Raw genomic sequence first — 23288 nt, forward strand, 5'->3', positions numbered from 1 at the left:
GAAACCGGAGGGGCGAAACGCATGAAGCGATCGATCGGGGCGTGGGCCCGGCTGCTCGGCGGAGTGGCGATCCTCGGCGTGCTGATCTGGCGCGTCGGCACGGGCGCCTTCGTCGACGGGCTGCGCATGATCGACGCGACCACGCTCGGCGCCGCGTTCGCGATCGGCGTCGCCACCACGGTCCTCAGCGCCTGGCGCTGGTGTCTCGTCGCCCGGGGCCTGGGCCTGCGCCTGGAGCTCCGGACGGCGGTCGCCGACTACTACAAGGCGCTCTTCATCAACGCGGCCCTGCCCGGCGGCGTGCTCGGGGACGTGGACCGCGCGGTGCAGCACGGCCGCGAGGAGGGCGACGTGGCGCGCAGTGTGCGGGCCGTGGTGCTCGAGCGCACGGCGGGCCAGATCGTGCTGGTCACCGTCGGCCTCACGGTGCTGCTGACCGTACCGTCGCCGGTGTTGTCGGCCTTGCGCGAGCACGGGCACTGGGTCGCCCTCGCGGCCGGGGCCCTCGCGCTGGTCGCGGCCCTGGCGGTGCTCGCGGCCGGGCGGCTGCGGCGCGGGGCGTCGCGCAAGGCCCGGGCGATCCGGACCGCGCTGTCCGAGGTACGCACGGGGCTGCTCGCCCGCCGCAACTGGCCCGGCATCGTGCTCGCGTCGACGGTCGTGCTGGCCGGGCACCTCGCCACGTTCGTGGTCGCCGCCCGCGCCGCCGGCTCGGAGGCGTCGATGCTGCGCCTGGCGCCGCTGATGCTGCTGGCGCTGCTCGCCATGGGCCTGCCCGTCAACATCGGCGGCTGGGGCCCGCGCGAGGCCGTCACCGCCTGGGCGTTCGGGGCGGCGGGGCTGAGCGCGGCGCAGGGGCTGACGATCGCGGTGATCTACGGGGTGTTCGCCTTCGTGGCCGCCGTGCCCGGCCTGGCCGTCATCGCGGTCCGCGCCTGGGCCGGCCTGCGGGCGCGGGCGGCGGCCCGGGCGCCGGAGCCGGTGGTGGTGTCGACCGTCACGCTGCTGCCCCTGATCCCGGTCGTCGTGCCTGATCACCGGCTGATTCCGGCCTCGCGGCCGGTGCGGGAGCTGGTCGGCAGCGGTGCATGAACGTGCCGTCACTCGTGCGGGCGATTATGTTGAGCAGGTGACCAACCGCCCGTACGTGCTGCTCAGCTGTGGCATGTCCCTGGACGGTTATCTCGACAGCGCGGGCGACGAGCGGCTGCTGCTGTCCAACGACGCCGACTTCGACCGGGTCGACGAGGTGCGCGCCTCGTGCGACGCGATCCTGGTCGGCGCGGGCACGGTCCGCAAGGACAACCCGCGCCTGCTGATCCGCGATGAGACCCGGCGCAAGGAGCGGGTCGCGCGCGGCGAGCGCCCCGACCCGGTCAAGGTCACGGTCACCGGCTCGTGCGACCTCGACCCCGGCGCCCGCTTCTTCACCCTCGGCGACACGGAGAAGCTGGTCTACTGCGCGACGCCCGCGCTGGGCGAGGCGCGGGTCCGGCTGGGCGCGGCGGCCACGGTGATCGACGGCGGCGACCCCCTCGATCTCGTCCGGGTCGGCGCCGACCTCGCCGGCCGCGGCGTCCGGCGGCTCATGGTCGAGGGCGGCGGCACGATGCACACCCAGTTCCTGACCGCCGGCCTCGCCGACGAGCTGCAGCTGGTCGTCGCCCCGTTCTTCGTCGGCGACTCGGCGGCGCCGCGCTTCGTCGGCGACGGCCGCTTCCCGTGGGGGCCGCAGCACCGCGCGACGCTGGCCGAGGCGCGCCCGATCGGCGACGTCGTGCTGCTGCGTTACGCGCTCTCCGACCGGTTCACGGCTTGACTACCACTCATGGGGGACGGATGTCGGACACACCGGGCATGGCGGCGGCCTCGATCCGGACGAGGGTCACGGTCCCGCTGCGCTTCGCCGACGGCTATGCGACCACGGCCCGGGTCTTCACCTTCACCGGGCTGGCCGACGGCCGCGAGCACCTGGCCCTCGGGCTCGGCGCCTGGGAGCAGGCCGTCGCCGACGGCGCGCCGCTGGTCCGCCCGCACAGCGAGTGCCTGACCGGCGACGTCTTCGGCAGCCAGCGCTGCGACTGCGGTCCCCAGCTGCGCGAGGCCGCCGAGCGCATCACCGACGCGGGTGGCCTGCTGCTCTACCTGCGTCAGGAGGGGCGCGGCATCGGCCTTTACGCGAAGCTCGACGCCTACGCCCTGCAGGAGGCCGGCCTCGACACCTATGCGGCCAATCGGGCGCTGGGCCGCGGCGAGGACGAGCGCGACTACGGCGTGGCGGCGCAGATGCTGCTGGCGCTCGGCGCGGAGCGGATCCGGCTGCTGAGCAACAACCCGGACAAGGCGGCCCAGCTCCAGGCGTACGGCGTCGAGGTCAAGGAACGCATCCCGACCGGCGTCCACGTGTCGCCGGCCAACCTGCGCTACCTCGCGACGAAGGCGACACACACGTCGCACACGCTCGACATCCCCGGCCTCTGAGCGGGCCCACCCCGCCATCCACGCGCCGGTCGCCGGGGTTTCTTTCCCGGGCCGGCCGCCCCGCTCGCCGGCCTCGCGCGGGTGGACCCGCCCGGTGACAGGTGCGGCGCCCGGCGTCGGGCACGATGATGGCCGGAGACGTCGACGGAAGCCGGGTGTCATGGACGAGGATCAGCCGACCGCCGCGGAGCTGGTGGCCTCGGCCACCGAGCAGGTGCCGTTCATCGTCATCCTGTGCGAGGGTCCGGACCTGCGCCTGGCCTATGTGAACGCCGCCACCCGGGCCATGGTCCCCGGCCGCGAGACTGTGGGCCGGACCCTGGCCGAGGCGTTCGCCGACGTCGCGGGGCAGCAGTGGATCGACATGTACTCGGGCGTCTACCGCACCGGCACACCCGTCACCGGCGCCGAGTGGCGGGCCACGCTGACCGTGCCCGGGGGCATCCACGAGCTCTACGCCAACTTCTCCATCACCCCGTGGCGCGACGGCGACGGGACGATCCGCGGGGTGATCGGCGCCGGTTTCGACGTGACCGCCATCGTCCAGGCGCGGAAGGCGGCCGAGAGCCAGGCCGACCGGATGCGGGAACGCTACGAGCAGACCCGCGACGTGGTGGTCGCCCTGCAGCGGGAGTTGCTGCCGTCGGGCGTACCCGTGCTGCCCGGCGTGCAGGTCGCGGCCAGTTACCTGCTCGCCAACAGCGCCCAGGCCGCCGGCGGGGACTGGTTCGACGTGGTGGCCCGCGCGGACGGGACCGTGGCCCTGGTCGTCGGCGACGTCGTGGGCCACGGGGTCACCGCCGCCGGCGTCATGGGCCAGCTGCGGGCCGTCCTGTGCGACCGGCTCGACAGCGGCGCCGATCCCGCCGAGGCGTTGCGCGCCGCCGACCGCCTGGCCCGCCGGATCGGCCCGGCCCACGCCGCCACGGTGTGCGTCGCCGTGCTGGAGCCGGGCGGCGACGTACGCTACTGCACCGCGGGCCATCCCCCGCCGCTGCTGCTGGCGGCCGGTGGCAGGGCCGATTATCTGGAGCCCACCGGCGCGGGGCCGCTGGGCACCGGCCCGGCGACTGGGGAGTTCGCGCTGCGCCCGGCGCGGCTCGAACCGGGTGACATGCTGCTGCTCTACACGGACGGGATCCTGGAGCGCCCGGGCGTCGGCCTCGACGACAGCCGCGCCGAGCTGGCCCGGGTGGCGGCGACCGCGGCGGCGGGCAAGGCGCTGCACACCCCCGGGGACACTCCCGCCGAGCGGGTGTGCGGCCAGAGCGTCGAGCTTCTCGTACGCGCCACAGGCCACCGTGACGACATCACGCTCCTCGCCGCGCAGCGCTCCGAGCCGATCGCCGACCTGGCCCTGACCCTGCCCGCGGAGCTGACGTCCCTGCGCGCCGCCCGGCTGGCCCTCGCCGACTGGCTGGCCCGGGCCGGCGCCACGGACGACGACGCGTTCACCCTCCAGCACGCCCTGGGCGAGCTGCTCACGAACGCCGTCGAGCACGCCTTCGACGGCGAGCTGGGCCGGGCCGACGTGCACCTGCGGGCCCGGCTCACCCCGGCGGGCGAGATCGACGCCGAGATCACCGATCACGGTACGTGGCGCGAGCCCGCCCGCCGGTCGATCCGCGGGCGGGGCCTGGCCCTCACCTCGCAGCTCGTCGACGACCTCACCATGACACCGGGCCCCGCCGGCACCGTCGCGACCGTCCGCCACGCGCTGTGCCGCCCGGTGCACACGCCGGCGACGGCCGCACCCGCCCCGCCCGCCGTACCCGCGGAGTCCTTGACCGTGACCGAGACGGGCCCGGACAGCCTTGCCGTGGCCGGCGCGATCGACGCCGCCGACGCCGCGCACCTGCGCCAGGAGCTGCTGCGCCGGGGCCGCGGCGGCAACCTGCCCCTGACCGTCGACCTCTCCGCCGTCACCCACCTGGCCAGCGCGGGCGTCTCGGCCCTGCACCACGTGGCCGAGCAGCACCGCAAGCAGGGCACGACCCTCGACCTGGTCGCCGCCGACGGCAGCCCGGCGCAGCAGGTGCTCGCCCTGGTCGCGCTGCCGCACCGCGCCGCCGCGCCTCTCCCCCGCTGAAAGCCGCCTTGCCCCACCGCGCCGCCGCGTCTCTCCCCGTTGATCGTCGCTCTGCCACGCCGCGCCGCCGCGTCTCTCTCCGCTGATCGTCGCTTTGCCACGCCGCGCCGCCGCGTCTCTCCCCCTCCGGGACGCGACGGCACGGCTGGTCTACTCGGCGGGCAGACGGTTCCGCCCTATTCGGCGGGACAGACGGTTCCGCGCGGCGGGAGGGTCAGGTCGAGCAGGTACGCGTCCACGGCGGCCGCGACGCACGCGCGCTTGTACGTGCCGTGACCCGCCCCCGCGTACGCGAGCAGCACGCCGGACCGGCCGAGCTGGCGCGCCACCGACCGGGTCCAGTTCCAGCCGACAGCCGGGTCGTGACGCGCGCCGAGCTGCAGGATCGGGGTGCGCGTGTGCACGTCCAGGCGGTGCTGCGGATTCGCCACGGGCAGGTCCCAGCCCAGGCACGAGCTGATGGCGAACACCCCGCCGGAGTAGCGGAAGTCACGGGTACGGGAGGCGCGCAGCATCCGGTCGTACTCGGCGAAGTCGCGCACCGGCAGCGCCCAGTCCGCGCACATCACCGGCGTCACCATCGGCGGGGCGCCGCGCTTGTCCGCCGCCAGGCCCCGGTCCAGGTTGTCGATGGTGGTGGCCAGGTCCTCGTACGTGGGGCCGTAGAGCCGCACGTGCGCGTTGATCGTCAGGTCCCACACCGACCAGCCCTGCAGCTCACCCCGGTCGGCGCGCGCGTTGAGCCCGGCCCAGACCGCGTGCACGTCCCGTCCGTGCAATGCGCAGACCTCCGCCCCGGCGCACCACGTGGCGAACGCGTCGAACGAGTCCTGCAGCGCCCAGGTCTGCGTACTCAGGAAGCCCTGCGCGTCGTGGATGTGGTCGACCGCGCTCTCCAGCACCATCGCGCGGACCCGGCCCGGGTAGCGCTCGGCGTACTGCTCACCGAGCAGCGTGCCGTACGAGCTCCCGTGGAAGGTCAGCCGCGACTCGCCGAGGGCGGCGCGCAGGGCGTCGAGGTCCCGTACGGTGCCGGCGGTGTCGGCGTGGTCCCACAGCTCGCCGTACGTGTCGCGGCAGTCCGCCCACGCGGCGCGGTTGGCGTCGCGCAGCGCGGTGAACTCGGCCTGGCTGGTCACGACCGGGGAGACGCCGGTGGGGCACGGCATGACCTGGCTGCCGCCGACGCCGCGCGGGTCGAAGCTGACGATGTCGAAACGGCGCAGCAGCTCGGGGCTGAACCGGTCGATGTTCTTCGCGGTCGTCAGCCGGGAGACGCCCGAGTCGCCGGGGCCGCCCGGCCCGAAGACCAGCGTGCCTTCCCGCGCCGCCGGGTCGGCCCGGTGGCGCGCGATCGCGAAGCCGAACGTGGGCCCGTCCGGGTGGTCCCAGTCGACGGGCAGGGTGAGGGTGGCGCACTCGGTGCCGATGTCGGTGCCGGCACAGGGTTTCCACTGCGGTGTGGCCGGGGCGGCCTGCGCCGGGAGCGGCGCCACAACCACGGCAGCCGTCACCGCCGCCGCGAGGGCGGATCGAAGAATAACCATGCCGTGATGCTTCCCTCACACCGCGCGCAAAGAAATCGGGAACACTACGGAGCGCATCCCCTAGGGGTCGGCATAGTGTCGACGGCATGACGACTGTCGACTTCTACTTCGATCCGGCGTGCCCGTACGCCTGGATCACGTCCCGCTGGATCCTCGAGGTCAAGAGCCAGCGCGAGCTGGACCTCCGCTGGCACGTCATGAGCCTCTACGTGCTCAACGAGGGCCGCGACCTCGACGAGCACTACCGCACGTCCATCGACCGCTCGCTCGGCACGGTCCGCATGGTCACCGCCGCCTGGCAGCAGCACGGCGACCAGGTGCTCGAGCCGCTCTACACCGCCCTGGGCACCCGCTACCACAACCAGGGCCGCCGCGACGACCTCGAGGCCGTCCGGGCCGAGGCGCTCGCCGAGGTCGGCCTGCCCGCGTCGCTCGCCGCCGCCGCCGGCTCCGACGAGTACGACGCCGCCCTCCGCAAGAGCCACCACGAGGGCATGGACCCGGTCGGCCCGGACGTCGGCACCCCCACCATCCACATCGACGGCGTCGCCTTCTTCGGCCCGGTCCTGAGCAGCATCCCCCGCGGCGAGCAGGCCCTCCGCGTCTTCGACGGCGCCGTGGCCCTGTCCAGCTATCCGGACTTCTTCGAGCTCAAGCGCACCCGTACGGGCGGCCTGAACTTCGACTGATTTCCCGGCCGGCGGCCGCGGCGCGGAAACTCCGGTGCGCCGGCCGGCCGCCGGTTCTACGGTGACGCGATGGACATCCGTGAGGTGACGCCGTCCGACGAGCCGGCCGTGGAGCAGCTCGTGGCAGCGGCCTTCGGCGAGCCGCTGGACGGGCCCGTCGTCCGGATGATGCGGGCCCTGAAGGCCGGCGGAGCAGCTCGGGCGAGCCTCGTCGCCGTCGCCGGCGACGAGCTGATCGGGCACGTCGGTCTCTCCCGGGGCTGGGTGGACGCCCGGCGGTCGCTGGTCGAGGTGCTGGTGCTCTCCCCGCTGTCCGTACGCCCCGACCGCCAGGGCCACGGCGCCGGCACCGCGTTGCTCGCGGCAGCGCTCGAGACCGCCGACGATCGTCACGCGCCGGCCGTCTTCCTCGAGGGCAGCCCCGGCTACTACGGGCGCCGCGGCTTCGGCGCCGGCTCCGCGCTCGGCTTCGACCGGCCCTCGACGCGCATCCCGGACCCGGCCTTCCAGGTGGCGCTGCTCTCGTCCCACGAGCCGTGGATGACCGGCCGGCTGATCTATCCCGAGGCGTTCTGGGCCACCGACACGGTCGGCCTGCGCGACCCTCTGCTGGAGCAGCTGGAAGCCCATTTCACGGCCGGGCCGGCGGACGGGCGAGCAGCGGAAGGCCAGGACTGTCAGCCGGGGCAGTAGCCCAACCACCACCACCCGCGACCAAGCCCGTGAGCGAACGCGACACCTACGCCGAGGAGGACGCCCTCGGACGCCGGCGCTGACAGAACCGTCGCCCGCGGTGTCCGTGTCACTCTCGCTTCATCAATCTGGCTATGCCGGCGACTACGGCGGAGGTGAGAATCCAGCCGGCGACATGGAACAGCCATGACCAATAGGTCGTCGCTCCTCCGTCCTCCCCAGCAGCAGATGAACCCGTCGATGCGGGCGCCTACCAGCCTGATGCCGCCGTATGCGGAGAAGCCGGAAGGGTCGCCGTAGGAACTGCCGAGAAACAGGGCGAAGCCGATCGAGGCGCTTTGTGCGTCGAGGGCGAAACCGCCCGGACGGCGCAACGTGGCTCCGGTGAAGATCAGAGCGTTGCCGATCGTTGCGCCGATGAGATCGATGGCGCCGTTCGAGGCGAATCCGTTCGAGCAACTGAGGAACTGGCCGACGTTCAGGCCACGCCCGGACAGGGCGACCGCTTCGCCGTTGCCCAGTGCGGCGCCGTCGAAGATCGCTGACCCCGTGATGCTGGCTTGATCAAGTCGGATCCGGTCGGAGGAGAAGCCTCCGGAGGCATCTAGATGATCCGCCCGCATCCGACGAGCGTCGATATTGATCAATGTCTCGCCGCCTTTCCGTCTCGCCGGCCGTACCAGCGATGGCAACACGCCGAGCCCGTGCTGTGTCAGACAGGAACACACTCCCGCGACGCGGGGCGCGCCGAGGAGTCATCGGGCGGGTGGGCGGTGGTCATGCCCGGGACGGGCGGCGGACATGTGGGGCTGAGAGCGTGCGGCCGTGCGGAGCGATCATGCCCTGGCGGCGGCGACCGGGGGTGCGGGGGCGCTGCTTGTCGCGGCCGGCGGACCGCTCGGGCGGCCGGGGCTGGTGTGTGCGTACGCGGGGCTGACCTTGCTCGTGCTCGGCTGGTGGTGGTACGGGCGGTGCGGGCCGGCGCCGGCCCGGCATCGGTGGGCGACGCTCGGGTTGTGGTCGGCGCCGCTCGTGCTGGCGCCGCCGCTGTTCAGCCGGGACGTCTACAGCTACCTCGCGCAGGGGCTGATGGCGGACAGCGGGATCGACGTGTACCGATTCGGGCCGGAGCGGCTCGGCGGGCCGGTGGCGGCGCAGGTGCCGGCGTTGTGGCAGGACACGCCCAGCCCGTACGGGCCGGTGTGGCTCCTGATCTCCCGCACGGTGACCGCGGTCACGGGCACGCACCTGGGCGCCGGGGTCACGGGCATGCGGCTCGTGGCGGCCGGGGGTGTGGCGCTGATCGCACTGGCCGTGCCGGTGCTGGCTCGCGCGGGCGGGGTCGACGGGGCGCGGGCGTGGTGGCTCGTCGTGCTCAATCCGCTCGTGCTGATCCACCTGGTGTCCGGCGCGCACAACGATGCGCTGATGGCCGGGCTGCTCGCCGTCGGGCTGGCCGCGGCCGTCCGGCGCCGGCCGATCCTGGGTGCGGTGGTGGTCTCGCTGGCCGCCCTGGTCAAAGCGCCCGCGGCGGCCGGCCTGGCGGCGGTCGCTCTGATCTGGACGACGAACGCCGCGACGAAAGAGGTGACGGACGGCAAGCCGGTCAGCCGGACGGCGGCGATGGCCGCGGCCGGCGCGGTGGGTGCGGCGGTCACGGTCGTTGTGGGCGAGCTCACCGGCTTCGGGTACGCCTGGATCACCGCCCTCGGCACACCGGTGTCGCCCGGCAACTGGTCCCTCACGGGCGTCCTGGAACGGATGACGGGACAGCACGGCTGGCGCTGGGCCGGAGTGCTGATCGTGGTCGTCGTGGCGATCGCCGCGTACCGGATGAAGCCTGTCGCCGCCCTCGGCGTCCTCCTGCTCGCTGTGGTCGTTTTCGGTCCCGCGCTGCGGCCGTGGTACCTGCTCTGGGCGCTCCTGCCGCTCGCCGTGTCCCGGCCCGGGGCCCACCGGTGGCTCGTCCCGGCGAGCGCGGCGCTGACGCTGGTCGTGCTGCCCGACGGTTACGCGGCCGACCAGGACGAGTTGCGCCTGGCCACCCTGGGCGTGGTGCTGGGGATCGCCACCCTCGCCCTGGCCGTGACCCGCGCCCCCGAGCGCCGGCCGGCCCTGTGAGGAAGATCCTGCTCGTCGCCGCGGCGGCCGCGGCGACCGGGACGTTCCTCGTGACCGTCCCGCTGTTCCGGCACTTCTTCGACCTGGACGTCTATCGGGGCGCGATCCGCTGGTGGCTGCTCGACGGCGGCCGGCTCTACGACTTCCGGTTCGACGGCACGGTGTACGGGTTCACCTACCCGCCGTTCGCCGCGCTGGTTCTGAGCCCGCTCGCCCTCCCGCCCCGCCCGGTGGCCGTGACCCTGTCCCTGCTCGCCAACGCCGCCGCCGTGGTGGTGCTGCTGCGCTGGTGGCTCGGGGCCCGGCCGTGGTGGATCACCGCGCTGATCGGCTGCGCGGTGCTGCTCCTCGAGCCGGTGCGCGACACGTTCAGTTTCGGTCAAGTGAACTTGCTCCTCGTCCTCCTGGTGGGCCTGGACACGCGGGCGATGAAAAGAGGACGGCGCTGGGCGGGAGCCGGCATCGGGCTGGCGGCCGCGATCAAGCTCACGCCCGCCGTCTTCGTCCTGTGGCTGCTGGTGACCCGCCGATTCCGGGCGGTGGCCGTCGCGGCGGGGACGGCGGCCGGGGCCACGATCCTGACGGCGGTCGCCGCGCCCGAGGCGTCCCGGGTGTTCTGGACCTCGGCGCTGTGGGACACGAGCCGGGTGGGCCGGACCGCGTACGTGTCGAACCAGTCCCTGCGCGGCGTGGTCGCCCGCCTCGATCTCGATCCGCGCTGGTGGGTGCTGCTGGTCGTGGCGGCGCTGGTCTGCTGGTACGTGCGGGTGCGCGGCACCGACGCGGTCACCGGCTGCGCGCTGACCGGGGTGCTGGCGTGCCTGATCAGCCCGGTGACGTGGGTGCATCACCTCGTGTGGCTGCTGCCGGCACTGTTCCTGGTACGCCGGTTCGCCGTGCTCGCGACACTGTGGTTCGTACTCTGCAGCAGCGTGGTCTGGATCTGGTGGGCCGGTGGGTCGGGGCCGCTCGCGGCGGTGGGCGCGAACGCGTACGTCGTGGTGGCTGTGATCCTGCTGATGTTGATTTCGCCCGGCGTTCGTGCGGTGGACAAATGGCGGTCGCCCGTCGCCCCTGGCGTCGCGCGGCATGGGCGTGATTCCTGAGTGGGCCGATCCGGCCGTACCCGTGTCGGCATCGGACCCGCAGGGGGTGAACCGGCGCACCTTGCTGCGCCGCGCGGGGTTGTTCGGCGCGGGGTTCGCCGCCGCCGGGCCGGGGGAGACGCCGGCCGTGATCCGCGGCACGGTGCGCGGGCCGGCGCGGGACCGCGACTCGTGGCGCGCGCCGGACACCCGGGTCGTCAAGACCTTCGAGGCTCCTTCTCGCACGCTGCGATGGTGGTTCTCCGTCACGGAGCCGAGCTGTCTCCGGCTGCGGGGCTCGGACGGGAAGCGGCACGGCGCCGGGCTGTTCGGCGCCAAGATCGACCCGCACGGTCCGATCGCGCACACGCCGGGTGACGGGGATCCGTGGCTCGACACCTGGCTCTCCACGAACCCGATGTTCGTGGACGTCCGCTGAGTGCGCTTCTTGTCGGGGGGAGTCTCTAAACTCGCGGGGTGACTTCCGCCCTGACCGTCGCCGACCGTGCTCAGACCGTGCTGCAGCGCGTCTTCGGCTACGCCGCGTTCCGTGGCGAGCAGCAGCAGATCATCGAGCACGTCGCCGGCGGTGGCGACGCGCTCGTGCTCATGCCCACCGGCGGCGGCAAGTCGCTGTGCTACCAGATCCCGGCGCTGGTGCGGCCGGGCACCGGCGTCGTGATCTCGCCGCTCATCGCGCTGATGCAGGACCAGGTCGACGCGCTGCGCACGCTCGGCGTCCGGGCCGGCTTCCTCAACTCGACGCAGGAGCCGGCCGAGCGGCGGCGCACCGAGCAGATGTTCACGGCGGGCGAGCTCGACCTGCTCTATGTGGCGCCCGAGGGGCTCGGCACCTATGGCGTGCAGCAGCTGCTGCACCGGGGCAAGGTCGCCCTCTTCGCCATCGACGAGGCGCACTGCGTGTCGCAGTGGGGCCACGACTTCCGCCCCGACTATCTCAACCTGTCGATCCTGCATGAGCAGTGGCCCGACGTGCCCCGCATCGCGCTCACCGCGACGGCCACCAGCGCCACCCGCGAGGAGATCGCGACCCGGCTCGAGCTGACCGGCGCCCGGCACTTCACGGCCAGCTTCGACCGCCCCAACATCCAATACCGGATCGTGGGCAAGCAGGAGCCGCGCCGCCAGCTGCTCGACTTCCTGAAGAGCGAGCACGCCGGCGACGCGGGCATCGTCTACTGCCTGTCCCGCGCCTCGGTCGAGAAGATCGCCGACTTCCTGGTGCAAAATGGCATTCCCGCCCTGCCCTATCACGCGGGGCTCGACGCCGGCACGCGCGCCACCAACCAGAGCCGCTTCCTGCGCGAGGACGGGCTGGTCATGGTGGCCACGATCGCCTTCGGGATGGGGATCGACAAGCCGGACGTACGCTTCGTCGCGCACCTCGACCTGCCCAAGTCGGTCGAGGGCTACTACCAGGAGACCGGCCGCGCCGGCCGCGACGGGCAGCCCTCGACGGCGTGGCTGGCCTACGGGCTCCAGGACGTCGTCCAGCAGCGCAAGATGATCGAGAGCTCGGAGGGTGACTTCGCCCACCGCCGCAACCTCGCCGCCCACCTCGACGCGATGCTGGCCCTCTGCGAGACCGTCCAGTGCCGGCGGGCGCAGCTGCTCGCCTATTTCGGGCAGCCCTCCGAGGGCGCGTGCGGCAACTGCGACACGTGCCTCACCCCGCCGGAGTCCTGGGACGGCACGGTCGCCGCCCAGAAGCTGCTGTCGACCGTGCTGCGGTTGCAACGCGAGCGCGGCCAGAAGTTCGGCGCCGGGCAGTCCATCGACATCCTGCTCGGCAAGACCACCGAGAAGGTCACCCAGTTCCGCCACGACGAGCTGTCCGTCTTCGGCATCGGCGCCGACCTGCGCGAGCAGGAGTGGCGCGGCGTCGTCCGGCAGCTGCTGGCCCAGGGCCTCCTCGCCGTCGAGGGCGAGTACGGCGTCCTGACCCTCACCGACGCCAGCGCCTCGGTCCTGCGCCGCGAACGCGAGGTCATGATGCGCCGCGAGCCCGAGAAGGCCGCCCGCGCCCCGCGCTCCCGCCGCTCCTCCTCGTCGTCCGCCGCGCCCGCCGCCGAGCTGGAGCCGGAGGCCGCCAAGATCTTCGAGCGCCTGCGCGAGTGGCGGGCCGCCGTGGCCAAGGAAGCGGGCCTCCCGGCCTACGTCATCTTCCACGACGCGACCCTGCGCCAGATCGCGGTCGCCCGGCCGGGATCCCTCGCCGAGCTGTCGACCGTCAACGGCGTCGGGGAGAACAAGCTCGCCAAGTACGGCCAGCAGGTCCTCGACACGCTCGCCGCGGCCTGACCCCGGCGGCGCTGGTCAGCCCGTCGACGAGCGCCGCCGGGGTCAGGCCTTCCGAACCGGCGCGCGGCCGGCTCATCAACCGCCGCCGTTCCGGGGCTTCGGTAGTCGAAGGCAACGCCTGCGAAGGGCCCGATGATTCACGCACCTGCGGCCTCGGCGACCCGCCCCGCAGACAGCCTCGGCCGGCAGATACGGCGCCACGGTGTATCAGGCTCCCGCATCTCGCCCGATCGGCCGGCCGCCGAATCGGATGAACACAGGCGGCATCCGAAGGGCCCTGCCGAGCCGGCGCAGTGCCCGGATGGGGTTGTCAACGAAAGGATGCGGGGTGGGCGGCCTCCTCGGCGTAGATGTCGCTTTCGCTGTCGGGGTCGAAGGCGACGCGCAGAGTGGCGGTGAAGTTGGTGCCGCCGACGTCGAATTCCCAGCCTCCGTCGGTGGCCGGGCGCATGCGCTGGACGCGGGCCAGGGCGCCGTGGCTAGACTCGGAGCGGGCGAGGTCGTCGAGTTCGTCGACGGTGCGATGGTTGCGCTCGCCGAGGTACTCGTCGCCCGTATGGACGTACAGGCGCATGTCGTCGCCCGGGAAGGCCTGGACGTAGTACTGCTTCTCGAAGATGACGTTGTCGGAGAAGCTGACGCCGAAGCTGTCGCGCTCGCCCACATAGATGTTGAGGCGGAAGACGAGGTCGGGCAAAGTCTGGTCGCGCTTGGCGCGGGCGTCGATCCAGCCCTCCCAGACCAGCCGGTCGGGGCCGGCCCAGCCCAGCGTGTCGTCGCCGGTGTCGGCCAGCGGCTTGGCGAGCTCGTCGGCCAGCTCGGGCACCGGGTCGTCGAGGCCACGCCGGGCGAACGGGCCGTAGCAGTTCTCGGCCTGACGGCTCTGATGGAACAGGTCGAAGTCGACGTAGCGCGCCTTCACGGCCACCCCGAAGAAGAACTCACTGCGTCCGAGCCAGTCACCGCCCCGGCGTACGTCCGCCTGGCTGAGCCAGAGTCGCACGTGATGCGAGGCATGGAAGAACCGCATGGCTATTTCGTACGCCTCCCGCGACGTGACCAGTGAGTCCGGTCCGCCGTGGCACTTGTGGACATAGGTGCGCGGAGCCCCCGGCAACTGGGCGGACGCCTGCTTCACCAGTCCGTCACTGCGATTGGTCGCGAACGAGCCGTCGTCCACGATGCTCGAGAGCCTGTTCATGAGCGAGGCGGCCCCGTTGCCGTACGACTGGTAATCGGTGCCCACCACCGTGAGCAGCCGGCGGATCGGGAACCAGGCGGCCACCTCCCGGAAATCGGTCCTCGTCGGGTCGAACGCGCGCAGCTCGTCCCGCGCGTCGCGCACCGGGTGCACAAGATTGAGCAGCCAGCCGGGGACCCGCTGGAAGGCGATCCCGCGGTGCGGCGTGCCGAGCGTCACGATGCGGTGGATGAGGCGGCCCGCCGAGTGCTTCTCGGTCTGGTGCAGCTGCTCCAGCGCCTCGCGGACGACGAGGCCGCCCATGCTGTGCGCGACGATGTCGACGCCGGCGACCTCTTCGTCGCGGCGCTTCGCGGCCCGGTTGATCAGCTCGATGAGGCGTACGAGGCCCTCGCCGTAGGTGTGCAGCGCCCGCGGCGTGAGCTCGTAGTAGCGGTAGACCCAGATCGTGCCGGCCACCCCGCGGTCGAGCGCCCGGCGGGCCACCGAGGGCGCGATGACCACGGACCCGGACACCGAGTCGTCCTCCCACCCGTCCGAGTCCGGCGGCGCCTTCACCGCCCGGGAGTAGTAGCCGATGACATTCGTCGCATCGGTGTACGGGTACCGCTCCGACTTGAGCGCCCGCAGCAGGAAGCCCTCGTAGATGTAGTCCTCGCCACGCTTGCCGGGATAGGCCGTGCCGTCGTTGAACCCCTGGTACGGGCTGCGCTGCTCGTCGGTCACATCCGGGCCGCCGAAGCCCCGGACCAGAATGAGGGGGCGAATGGGTTCCGTCATCCGGGCAGCCTCACAGGACCGGGCCCGCCCGGCTGTAGGACAACCGACCCGCGCGGTGTCGGATAACGCTCACTTGCGGGTCGCGGTGACGACGAGGCCGCCCGCCTGGCCACAGTGGTGAACACCGCCTTGACCTGACGGGCCTGGTGCGCGTCCCTGGTGCCGACCCAGGTCTGCCCGAAGGCGGCGGCTTTACAGGCCGCTGGACGTGCCGCCGTCCACGACGCGCTTGCTGTGTGCGCTCCTCGCTCGGGGCGCTCTGTGCGCTCCTCGCTCGGGGCGCTCTGTGCGCTCCTCGCTGGGGGCGCTCTGTCGCGCATCACCGTGGGAGATGCGCCGTACCCGGAGCGCGATTCGAACGCGCACTGGCGCCGTCCTGAGCGGCGTGCCTCTGCCGTTGGGCTACCCGGGCGGGATGCTGGATCAGGTTCCGACCGGCCACGGGGGCCGGGACGGTGGTGCGTGCCCTCGGCGCGATTCGAACGCGCACTGGCGACGTCCTCAACGTCGGGCCTCTGCCGTTGGGCTACGAGGGCGGGTATTTCATCCACTATGGATTTGTGTGCGTTCGCCGTTGCGGGGCGAACGGTCGCACGGGCAGCAGGAGTTGAACCCGCGTCTTCCGGATTTGGAGTCCGGTGCTCTGCCGGTTGAGCTACACCCGTAGGAGTGAGGGACGCCGGAGCGCGTTGGGTAAGCGGCTGTCCCAAGACGCCGCGAGGATGGCTGGCTCCCCGGCAAGCGAGGGCTGACCGTTGCGAGGGCTGACCGTTCCCACCCCCGCGAGCGAAGGCTGGCCGTTTACGCCACCGCGAGGCAGGACTGGCCGTTGCGAGGGCTGACCGTTCCCACCCCCCGCGAGCGAAGACTGGGCGTTCCCGCCACCGTGAGCAAATACTGGCCGTTCCCACTACCGCGAGCGACGGTCGGCCCGTTCACCACGCGAGCGAAGGCCGGCTGTTTCCGCACGGCGGGGGCCTCTTCCTGCCGTCTGGAGTGACCTTCGCGTCGGCGACTCGGGGCCAGAAGCTCGTGCGGCTGCCCTCGGGACAAGAGCGCCGCCCGGTCCCGGAGCGGGAGGGCGGCGGATGCGCTGGCCGAAGCCTAGCCGCGCCACCGCTGCCGACAGCCGTTGCCCCATCGCCGGCCCGGGAGAAGGTCGCCGTCGAGCGGACAGCCGTTGCCCCGTCGCAGGGCCGGCAGGAGATCGCCCCCGAGCAGATAGCCGCCGCCTGAGGGCAGGAGCTGCTGCGCTGCGGTGCTGCGGAACTGGCGCGACATCTGACTCTCCTCACGGGCTCGGGCCGGTGCCTCCCCCGGCTGCGGGCTCGGCTGCTGAGATCCAAGGTAGAGATCCGCCCACCCCACGACAACGCATTTATCCGACAGTCGCGACACGCGATACCCGGGCGGAAAGGCACACGGCCACGCGGCGGTTCGGGGGTTAGGGGCGAGTACCGTTCGGGAGCGTGACAGCACGCCGTGGACTCCGCTCGACGATCGCCTGCCTGGTGGCGACCGTGCTGCTGGCTGCGTGCTCAGGGGGCGGCGGCAGCGACGGGGGCGGCGGCAGCGACGGGGGCGGCGGCAGCGACGGGGGCAACGGATCGGCCCGGGAGCAGGTGCAGAGCCGGCCGCCGTCCGGGCCGAGCAGCGCGGGCGCGCCGAGCGGGGCGGCGCCCGTCGTCGTGCAGGAGCGGGTGGTCGACGCCGCGGGCGACCGGTTGTGGCTGGGCGTGGAGCCGCTGGTGCGGCAGGGCGAGACCGTGGTGCTGACCGTGCGGATGCGCGCGGAGTCGGGCTCCTCCGACGCCGTCCGGCACTTTTCGAGCGGCACGGTCAATGTCTTCGACGGCGGGCGCCTGGTCGACACCGCGGGCCGGCGCGTGTGGCCGGTGGCGGAGACCGCGGGCGGCGACTGCGTGTGCACCGGGTCGATGCGCCTGGACCAGGGCGAGACGCAGCCTGTGCAGGCGGCGTTCGCCGGGGTGCCGGCCGGGGTGGGGACAGCGTCGGTCATGTTGCCTTATGCCGGGGTGTTCGCCGACGTGCCCGTCGTGGCGGGAGAGGTGCCGGCCCCGCCGTCCGGCTCGGACTTCCTGGGGCGCGACCACGAGCCGCTCGACGTGGCGGGTGCGGTGGCCCGATCGGCGGCGCTGGACGCGTACACGGAGAGGTTGGATGTGGGTCTGCGCACCCGGCGCACGCCCGCCCGGACCGACCTCGATCTCTCCTCCGACGTGCTCTTCCGCCTCGACAGCGCGCAGCTCACCGGGCAGGCCCGCCGCACGCTGGACGCCGCGGTGACCGACCTGCGCGCCGCCGGCGCCGGGCCGCTGACGATCACCGGGCACACCGACGACTCCGGCACGGCCGCGCACAACATGACGCTCTCCCGCGAGCGTGCCGACGCGGTCGCCAGAGCCTTGCGCGCGGCGCTGCCCGACGACAAGTGGCCCAAGACCGTCGCGGCCAAGGGCGAGACGGCGCCGGCCGTCCCCAACGACTCGGCCGATCACCGCGCCCGCAACCGGCGGGTGACGATCAGCGCCCCGAAGAGTACGGCCGCGGCGCCCCCACCGGTCCCGGACGTGCCCCTCCCCAAGACCACCGGCAGGGTCGCCGCCGCGGCCGAGGGCGCCGACATCCAGCTGCCGCTGAGCCGGGGCACGGTCAGCTTCACCGCGCGCGAGGCCCGGCTGCTCGGTCCCTTCGCCCAGGTCGACCTCGTCGCCACCAACATCGGCGACGACGACGCCACCGTCCTCGACCTCCTCGGCCAGGGCGTCTTCACGGTCCGCGACGAGTTCGACCCGTTCGCCCCCTACGGCGCGGCGGGCGTCCGGATGATCGCGGGCGGCACCGTCGCCTACGGCCTCGACTACGAGCTCGACCCGGGCCGCCACCGCTGCCTCTGCGACCGTCTCCTCAACCGAGCCATCCCGCCGGACAGCAGTCAGACCATCGCCCTGTGGTTCCCCGCCCCGCCCGCCGGCACCACTACCGTCACCCTCGACGTCCCCGACACCCTCCGCCTGACCGGCATCCCCGTCCGCAGCTGAGAGCCGCACCGAGGCACAACACCGGAACCCGAACGGCACGACAGCAGCGCTTCACCGACAGCGTCAATGGATGTGCCGCTCAAGCACGGCGCTGTACACCCTCCCGGCGCGCCGTTCGCCATCGCTTCTCCGCTCCCCCTTTCTGAGACACCATCAAGTGATGCTTGAAGCGATCTGGAATCTCGCGCATCTTCTCGAGCCGAGCCTCTCGCGGACGATTGCGCTCGAGGATTTGGCCGCCGTGGCCGCTCCACCCCGTGAATGGCCTCCTCACGGCTGGGATCTCGGCTCGGAGAGGGCGGTCAGGACTGCTCTGCGACGGCTCACTCGAAATCCCCCGAGAGATCTGGAGACGGACCTTTCACGGCTCCGCGACGGGCGACGGCTGCGCTCGGATCCGGAGTCGCTGGCTCCCTGGCTGGAGCGATTCCCGGAGGGACCTTGGATCGAGCTGTTTCAAGTGAATGAGCTGCTCACCGAGGTACGCGTTACAGAGTTCGTGACCGTTCAGTTGTGGAACAGCAGAGTCCTGACTACCGGCCCGTATACGTCAGACCTCCTCTATGCGTTCACGGCTGTCGCCGAGACGCACATCCGTAACGCGTCCGGCGGCGGATGGCATCTGCACCCTGTGGAGAAGGGCCGGCATCTCGGCTATCGATTGTTCTTCGACGCAAGACGAACCCAACAAGATCTGAGCTGGGAACGACACGGCGCCCAGGGCGGTCTCAACAAGTGCCCGTGGGGCGACCCGGCCTCGGACGCGCTCGGCAGTAAGCGCTCAGGTGACCTGCACACAGCCTGCCTGGCCGCGGTCCGCCGCACTCACATCACCGGACGGGGAATCACGTTCCGCACATGGGCCGGAAGATTTGGCACGCCCTCACAAGGGAAGGCTTTTGTCGCTCACCCGCCCGTCACGGCGCCAACCGCGTGGTAGCACGCTGGAACATCGATCCGGCGTGTCGTGCCACCGACACGCGGACGCCGGTTCATGGTGGCGGCGGTGTATGGGGCACGATACGCGGGTGCATGGTTCTCAGGGCCTCGGCCGGGTTGCCGGGCTGGCGGAGGTTCCGGACGCTCCTGACGGCATGCGCTGTTGGACCGGCCACGTCACTGACAATCCTGCCATCCGCGTCACCGTGCTGCTCGAGGCTCGTGAGGAGCTCCTTGCGGAGTTCGTCGATCACGTCTGCGGCGAGCGGGACCGGCTGCTCGCGAAGGCGGCGGAGGCGGCCGGGCTCGACGGCGCCTGGGAGCGGTGGGATCCGGAGTTGACGTTCCGGGGTGGGCGGGCCTGGGAGGTGCGGTTCACCGAGGCGCCCGGGCCGACGGGGCTCGGGCTGCTCGTGGTTCTCGACGGGGAGCGGGTCGTGGAGGTCGACGACCTGAGCGAGTGGGACTACTGAGCGGGCGGACGTCCTCAGGCGTAAAGGGCGGGCCGCGGCATCAGGTTGATCTCGACGCGGGAGCCGGTGCGGAGGGCCTGGACGCTGGCGTCGGAGACCACGGCGGCGGCGTAGCCGTCCCAGGCGGTGGGCCCGGTGGGGACTCCGCGGGCGACGGCGTCGGCCCAGTCCTGGAGTTCGAGGTCGTAGGCGCGGGCGAAGCGCTCCCGCCAGTCGGCGCCGATCGGGGTGGACGCGGCGCCGTCGTGGCGGATGACGACGGGGGTCGGGGAGGCGAGGGACGCGGTGCCGTTCTCGCCGACGACCTCGCCGCGGATGTCGTAGCCGTAGCGGATGTTGACCGAGACCTCGACGTCGACCAGGGCGCCGCCGGCGAGTTCGAGGATGAGGAAGATCGGGTCGGCGAGGTCGCCGCCGTTGCGGTTGCCGCGGGGCAGGAGGACGCGGGTGGCGACGATCTCCTCGGCGAAGAGCCAGCGGGCCATGTCGATCTCGTGGACCGCGCTGTCGGTGATGGTGTTCTCCTTCTCGTAGAAGGCGGGCACCCCGGCGTTGCGGTGGGCGCAGTGCATCATGAGCGGCGCGCCGATGCGGCCGCTGTCGACGACGGCCTTGAGATCCCGGTACGCCGGGTCGTAGCGGCGCATGTAGCCGACCTGCACGAGACGGCGCCCCGCCGCCACTTCCGCCTCGATGATGCGCTCGCAGGCGGCGGCCGTCGTGGCGAGGGGCTTCTCGCAGAAGACGGGCTTGCCCGCGGCGACGGCGGCGAGGACGTACTCCTCGTGGGTCGGGCCCCAGGAGCAGACCAGCACGGCGTCCACCGCGGGGTCGGCGATGACGTCGAGCCCGGTGGGCAGGGCGCGGGCGCCGACGGACGCGGCGACCCGGGCGGCCACCGCGGCGTCGACGTCGGTCACGGCCGTCACCGCGACGCCGGCCAGGAGCGTGGACATCCGGCGGATGTGGTCCTGCCCGATCATGCCCGTACCGATGACGCCCACGTTGATCATGGCGAGGAGCTTACCGGCCCAGCTCGTGCGACAGCTCGGCCAGCTCGTCGCCCCCGGCCATCCGCGTGGTCAGCTCCTCCAGCGTGACGTCGGAGCGGCCCTTGTCGAGCACCGCCTCGCCGCGCTGGAGGATGACGAAGTGGTCGCCGACCAGGTACGCGTGGTGCGGGTTGTGCGTGATGAAGACGACGCCCAGCCCGGCGTCGCGGGCCCGCGCGATGTACTTGAGGACGACACCGGACTGCTTGACGCCGAGCGCGGCCGTGGGCTCGTCGAGGATCAGGACCCGGGCGCCGAAGTACACGGCCCGGGCGATCGCCACGCACTGCCGCTGGCCGCCGGAGAGCGTACCGATGGGCTGGTTGATGTCGGCGACGACGATGCCCATCTTGCGCAGCTCCTCGTCGGCGATCCGCTTCATGTCCTTGATCTTCAAGGGAGCGAGCGGGAACGACGACGACGCGAGCTCGGAGCCGAGGAAGAAGTTGCGCCAGACCTCCATGAGCGGCACCACGGCCAGGTCCTGGTAGACCGTGGCGATGCCCAGGTCGAGCGCCGCGCGCGGGGAGCCGAGCGCCACGGGCTTGCCGTCGACGCGCACCTCGCCCTCGGTGTGCGGGTGCAGCCCCGACATGATCTTGATCAGGGTCGACTTGCCGGCGCCGTTGTCGCCCAGGACACACGTCACCTCGCCTGCCGGCACGGACAGCGAAATGTCGCGGAGGGCCCGGATCGCGCCGTACGTCTTGCCGACCCCGGCCAGGGAGATCAGAGGGTCAGAGGTCATCGGAGCTCCTCCGGGAAGTCGCCACCCGCTTGACGTACAGGTTGACCAGGACGGCGAGCAGCAGCATCACGCCCAGGAACGCCTTGAACCAGTTCGGGTCCCAGCCCGCGTACACGATGCCCAGGCTGGTCATGCCGAAGATGAACGCGCCGATCGCCACGCCCGCCGCGTTGCCGAAGCCGCCGGTCAGCAGCGTCCCGCCGACCACCGCGGCGATGATGTAGAGGAACTCGTTGCCGACGCCGTTGCCGGCCTGCAGCGTGTTGAAGCGGAACAGCGTGTGCATGCCCGCGAACCACGCCAGGAACGACACGGCCATGAACAGACCGATCTTGGTACGCACCACGGGCACACCGACCGCCCGGGCGCTGTCGGGCGCGCCGCCGACGGCGTAGACCCAGTTGCCCGTACGCGTGCGGGTCAGGATCCACGCGGCCAGCGCGACGAACAGCACCCACCAGAACACCGTGATCCAGATCGTGCTGTCCCCGGCCCGGAAGCTGGACGAGAACACCGCGCCCAGCGAGTCCCACCCGGCGATCTGGCTGATGTCGGGGCTGGTGACCGAGCCGGTGACCAGCTTGGTGACGCCCAGGTTGGCCCCCTGGAGCACGAAGAAGGTGCCCAGCGTGATCAGGAAGCTGGGGATGCCGGTCCGCATCACCAGCCACCCGTTGAGGAAGCCGACGCCGAGGCAGAAGGCCAGCGACAGCAGCGCCCCGATCCACAGGTTGACGCCGAACCACCAGCAGAACTGCGAGGCGACCAGGCCGGCCGTGGTGACCATCACGCCGGCGGAGAGGTCGAACTCCCCGCCGATCATGAGCAGGCCGACGCCGACCGCGACGATGCCGATCGTCGACGCCTGGTAGAGCACCGTGAACAGCGACTGCGGCGTCCGGAAGGCCGGCGCCACGATCAGGAAGAAGAGGAAGATGACGACGGCCGCCACCAGCGCGCCCACCTCGGGGCGCGCCAGGAAGCGGGTGCTGAGAGCCCGGGAGCTCACCGGGTGTTGTTCTTCACGAACGGCAGGATCGTGGCGATGTTCGCCTTGTCGACGAACGACGGCCCGGTCAGCACGGCCCGGCCGCCGCCGATGTCGTTGCCGTTCTTCAGGTAGAGGTAGAGCGAGCTGACGGCCAGGTAGCCCTGGGCGTACGGCTGCTGGTCGATGCTGAACTCGATCTTGCCGTCCTGGACCTGCTGCGCGACCTGCGCGTCGAGGTCGAAGGTCGCCACCTTGGCGGTGCTGGACGCCTGCTCCTGGGCCTTGATCGTGTCGAGCGCCACCTGCGAGTTGAGCGTGATGACGTAGTCGATGGTCTTGTCCTGGGCCAGCTTGGCCTGGATCGTCGACGTGACGGCCGCGTCGTCGGCCCCGTTGACCTGGATGTTCTCCGTGCCGGGGACCTTGCCCTTGACGCCGGCGCAGCGGGCCTCGAGGGAGACCGAGCCCTGCTGGTGGATCACGCAGAGCGGGTGCTTCGCCCCGGCCGCGGCGATCCGCTCGCCGGCGCTCTCGCCCGCGACGGTGTCGTCGGAGCCGAAGTACATGAGCGCGCCGAGCTGCTTGTACTGCTCGATGCCGGCGTTGAGGCCCACCACCGGAATCTTGGCCGCGGTGGCCGCCTTGACCGAGCCCGCGAGGGCGTCCGGGGTCACCAGCGTGGTGGCGATGCCGCTGACCTTCGAGTCCACCGCGCTCTGGATGAGCTGCGCCTGCTTGCCGGCGTCCGGGTCGTTGGAGTACTTGAGGATGACGCCCTCGTCCTTGGCCGCCTGCTCGGCGCCGGCCTTGACCTTGTCCCAGAAGGCGTCGCCGGGCGTCTCGTGGGTGACGAAGGCGATCGTGTAGCCCGAGGCGCCCGGGGCGTTGCCGCCCCCGGAGTCGCTCTCGTCGGTTTTCTCTCTGCCGCCTCCGCTGCACGCGGTGACCCCGAGGGCCACGACCGTGGCCAGGGCAAGCAGCCGGACACCGCGGGTGCGGGTCGCGTTCATGGGGA

21 protein-coding genes and 3 tRNA genes are annotated in these 23288 nt (G+C 72.2%); 13 read left to right on the forward strand and 11 right to left on the reverse strand.

Annotated elements, in window-relative coordinates:
* Window positions 1-21 precede the first annotated feature (21 nt).
* From RAN62_RS12295 to RAN62_RS12310, 4 genes are all read left to right on the forward strand, one after another.
* Window positions 22-1092: a lysylphosphatidylglycerol synthase transmembrane domain-containing protein gene (locus RAN62_RS12295; protein ID WP_305784701.1), complete on the forward strand. Its 1071-nt coding sequence runs from the start codon at window positions 22-24 to the stop codon at window positions 1090-1092.
* A 37-nt stretch (window positions 1093-1129) separates the two neighbouring features.
* Window positions 1130-1819: a RibD family protein gene (locus tag RAN62_RS12300; protein ID WP_305784702.1), complete on the forward strand. Its 690-nt coding sequence runs from the start codon at window positions 1130-1132 to the stop codon at window positions 1817-1819.
* A 20-nt stretch (window positions 1820-1839) separates the two neighbouring features.
* A complete protein-coding gene (locus RAN62_RS12305; protein WP_305784703.1) occupies window positions 1840-2481 on the forward strand; it encodes a GTP cyclohydrolase II in 642 nt (213 codons plus the stop codon).
* A 160-nt stretch (window positions 2482-2641) separates the two neighbouring features.
* Window positions 2642-4570 (forward strand): SpoIIE family protein phosphatase, encoded by a 1929-nt coding sequence (locus RAN62_RS12310; RefSeq protein ID WP_305784704.1) that lies wholly within the window; start codon window positions 2642-2644, stop codon window positions 4568-4570.
* 176 nt (window positions 4571-4746) lie between these two features.
* Here the strand turns inward: RAN62_RS12310 and RAN62_RS12315 are convergent, their stop codons facing one another.
* The gene (locus RAN62_RS12315) at window positions 4747-6117 is read right to left on the reverse strand and encodes an alpha/beta hydrolase (RefSeq protein WP_305784705.1); all 1371 of its coding nucleotides are present in this window, start codon (window positions 6115-6117) and stop codon (window positions 4747-4749) included.
* Between the two features lie 86 nt (window positions 6118-6203).
* On the opposite strand from RAN62_RS12315, the gene RAN62_RS12320 reads away from it, so the two are divergent.
* On the forward strand, window positions 6204-6806 hold the full coding sequence (locus RAN62_RS12320; RefSeq protein ID WP_305784706.1) for a mycothiol-dependent nitroreductase Rv2466c family protein: 603 nt from the start codon (window positions 6204-6206) through the stop codon (window positions 6804-6806).
* Window positions 6807-6875: 69 nt separating this feature from the next.
* A complete protein-coding gene (locus RAN62_RS12325) occupies window positions 6876-7499 on the forward strand; it encodes a GNAT family N-acetyltransferase (protein WP_305784707.1) in 624 nt (207 codons plus the stop codon).
* Here RAN62_RS12325 and RAN62_RS12330 read toward each other — a convergent pair.
* Window positions 7484-8194, reverse strand: a complete 711-nt coding sequence (locus RAN62_RS12330; RefSeq protein ID WP_305784708.1) for a hypothetical protein — start codon at window positions 8192-8194, stop codon at window positions 7484-7486. The two genes, RAN62_RS12325 and RAN62_RS12330, sit on opposite strands and share 16 nt — an antisense overlap.
* 130 nt (window positions 8195-8324) lie before the next feature.
* Here RAN62_RS12330 and mptB point away from each other — a divergent pair, with 130 nt between their 5' ends.
* The 4 genes from mptB to recQ are packed head-to-tail and all read left to right on the forward strand — an operon-like array spanning window position 8325 to window position 13027.
* Window positions 8325-9620, forward strand: a complete 1296-nt coding sequence (gene mptB, locus RAN62_RS12335) for a polyprenol phosphomannose-dependent alpha 1,6 mannosyltransferase MptB (protein WP_305784709.1) — start codon at window positions 8325-8327, stop codon at window positions 9618-9620.
* Window positions 9617-10726, forward strand: coding sequence for a glycosyltransferase 87 family protein (locus tag RAN62_RS12340; RefSeq protein WP_305784710.1), 1110 nt, complete (start codon window positions 9617-9619; stop codon window positions 10724-10726). Before mptB ends, RAN62_RS12340 begins: the two co-directional genes overlap by 4 nt.
* Window positions 10710-11144, forward strand: coding sequence for a hypothetical protein (locus RAN62_RS12345; RefSeq protein ID WP_305784711.1), 435 nt, complete (start codon window positions 10710-10712; stop codon window positions 11142-11144). The genes RAN62_RS12340 and RAN62_RS12345 overlap by 17 nt, the downstream gene beginning before the upstream one ends.
* A gap of 38 nt (window positions 11145-11182) precedes the next feature.
* Window positions 11183-13027, forward strand: a complete 1845-nt coding sequence (gene recQ, locus RAN62_RS12350; RefSeq protein WP_305784712.1) for a DNA helicase RecQ — start codon at window positions 11183-11185, stop codon at window positions 13025-13027.
* Between the two features lie 310 nt (window positions 13028-13337).
* Here recQ and RAN62_RS12355 read toward each other — a convergent pair whose 3' ends face one another.
* The 5 genes from RAN62_RS12355 to RAN62_RS12375 form a co-directional block, all read right to left on the reverse strand.
* A complete protein-coding gene (locus RAN62_RS12355; RefSeq protein ID WP_305784713.1) occupies window positions 13338-15008 on the reverse strand; it encodes an esterase/lipase family protein in 1671 nt (556 codons plus the stop codon).
* Between the two features lie 339 nt (window positions 15009-15347).
* Window positions 15348-15420: transfer RNA gene (locus tag RAN62_RS12360), tRNA-Leu, on the reverse strand.
* Between the two features lie 51 nt (window positions 15421-15471).
* Window positions 15472-15544: transfer RNA gene (locus RAN62_RS12365), tRNA-Leu, on the reverse strand.
* A 56-nt stretch (window positions 15545-15600) separates the two neighbouring features.
* Window positions 15601-15673: transfer RNA gene (locus RAN62_RS12370), tRNA-Trp, on the reverse strand.
* A gap of 439 nt (window positions 15674-16112) precedes the next feature.
* A complete protein-coding gene (locus RAN62_RS12375) occupies window positions 16113-16289 on the reverse strand; it encodes a hypothetical protein (RefSeq protein ID WP_305784714.1) in 177 nt (58 codons plus the stop codon).
* A 188-nt stretch (window positions 16290-16477) separates the two neighbouring features.
* Between RAN62_RS12375 and RAN62_RS12380 the strand changes: the two genes are divergently transcribed.
* The 3 genes from RAN62_RS12380 to RAN62_RS12390 all read left to right on the forward strand — a co-directional run bounded on the left by RAN62_RS12380 (window position 16478) and on the right by RAN62_RS12390 (window position 19482).
* On the forward strand, window positions 16478-18070 hold the full coding sequence (locus RAN62_RS12380) for an OmpA family protein (protein WP_305784715.1): 1593 nt from the start codon (window positions 16478-16480) through the stop codon (window positions 18068-18070).
* A gap of 160 nt (window positions 18071-18230) precedes the next feature.
* Window positions 18231-19010, forward strand: coding sequence for a hypothetical protein (locus RAN62_RS12385; RefSeq protein ID WP_305784716.1), 780 nt, complete (start codon window positions 18231-18233; stop codon window positions 19008-19010).
* Between the two features lie 88 nt (window positions 19011-19098).
* Window positions 19099-19482 (forward strand): hypothetical protein, encoded by a 384-nt coding sequence (locus tag RAN62_RS12390; protein WP_305784717.1) that lies wholly within the window; start codon window positions 19099-19101, stop codon window positions 19480-19482.
* A 14-nt stretch (window positions 19483-19496) separates the two neighbouring features.
* Here RAN62_RS12390 and RAN62_RS12395 read toward each other — a convergent pair whose 3' ends face one another.
* The 4 genes from RAN62_RS12395 to RAN62_RS12410 are packed head-to-tail and all read right to left on the reverse strand — an operon-like array spanning window position 19497 to window position 23283.
* A complete protein-coding gene (locus RAN62_RS12395) occupies window positions 19497-20495 on the reverse strand; it encodes a Gfo/Idh/MocA family oxidoreductase (protein ID WP_305784718.1) in 999 nt (332 codons plus the stop codon).
* Between the two features lie 10 nt (window positions 20496-20505).
* Window positions 20506-21282 carry an ATP-binding cassette domain-containing protein gene (locus tag RAN62_RS12400; RefSeq protein ID WP_305784719.1) on the reverse strand — a complete coding sequence of 259 codons (777 nt, stop codon included), beginning with the start codon at window positions 21280-21282 and terminating at the stop codon, window positions 20506-20508.
* Window positions 21272-22291 carry an ABC transporter permease gene (locus tag RAN62_RS12405; protein WP_305784720.1) on the reverse strand — a complete coding sequence of 340 codons (1020 nt, stop codon included), beginning with the start codon at window positions 22289-22291 and terminating at the stop codon, window positions 21272-21274. Before RAN62_RS12405 ends, RAN62_RS12400 begins: the two co-directional genes overlap by 11 nt.
* Window positions 22288-23283, reverse strand: a complete 996-nt coding sequence (locus RAN62_RS12410) for a substrate-binding domain-containing protein (RefSeq protein ID WP_305784721.1) — start codon at window positions 23281-23283, stop codon at window positions 22288-22290. The genes RAN62_RS12405 and RAN62_RS12410 overlap by 4 nt, the downstream gene beginning before the upstream one ends.
* Between the last annotated feature and the right edge of the window lie 5 nt (window positions 23284-23288).

The organism is Symbioplanes lichenis, assembly GCF_030709675.1.
GTDB classification, from domain to species: Bacteria; Actinomycetota; Actinomycetes; order Mycobacteriales; family Micromonosporaceae; genus Actinoplanes; species Actinoplanes lichenis.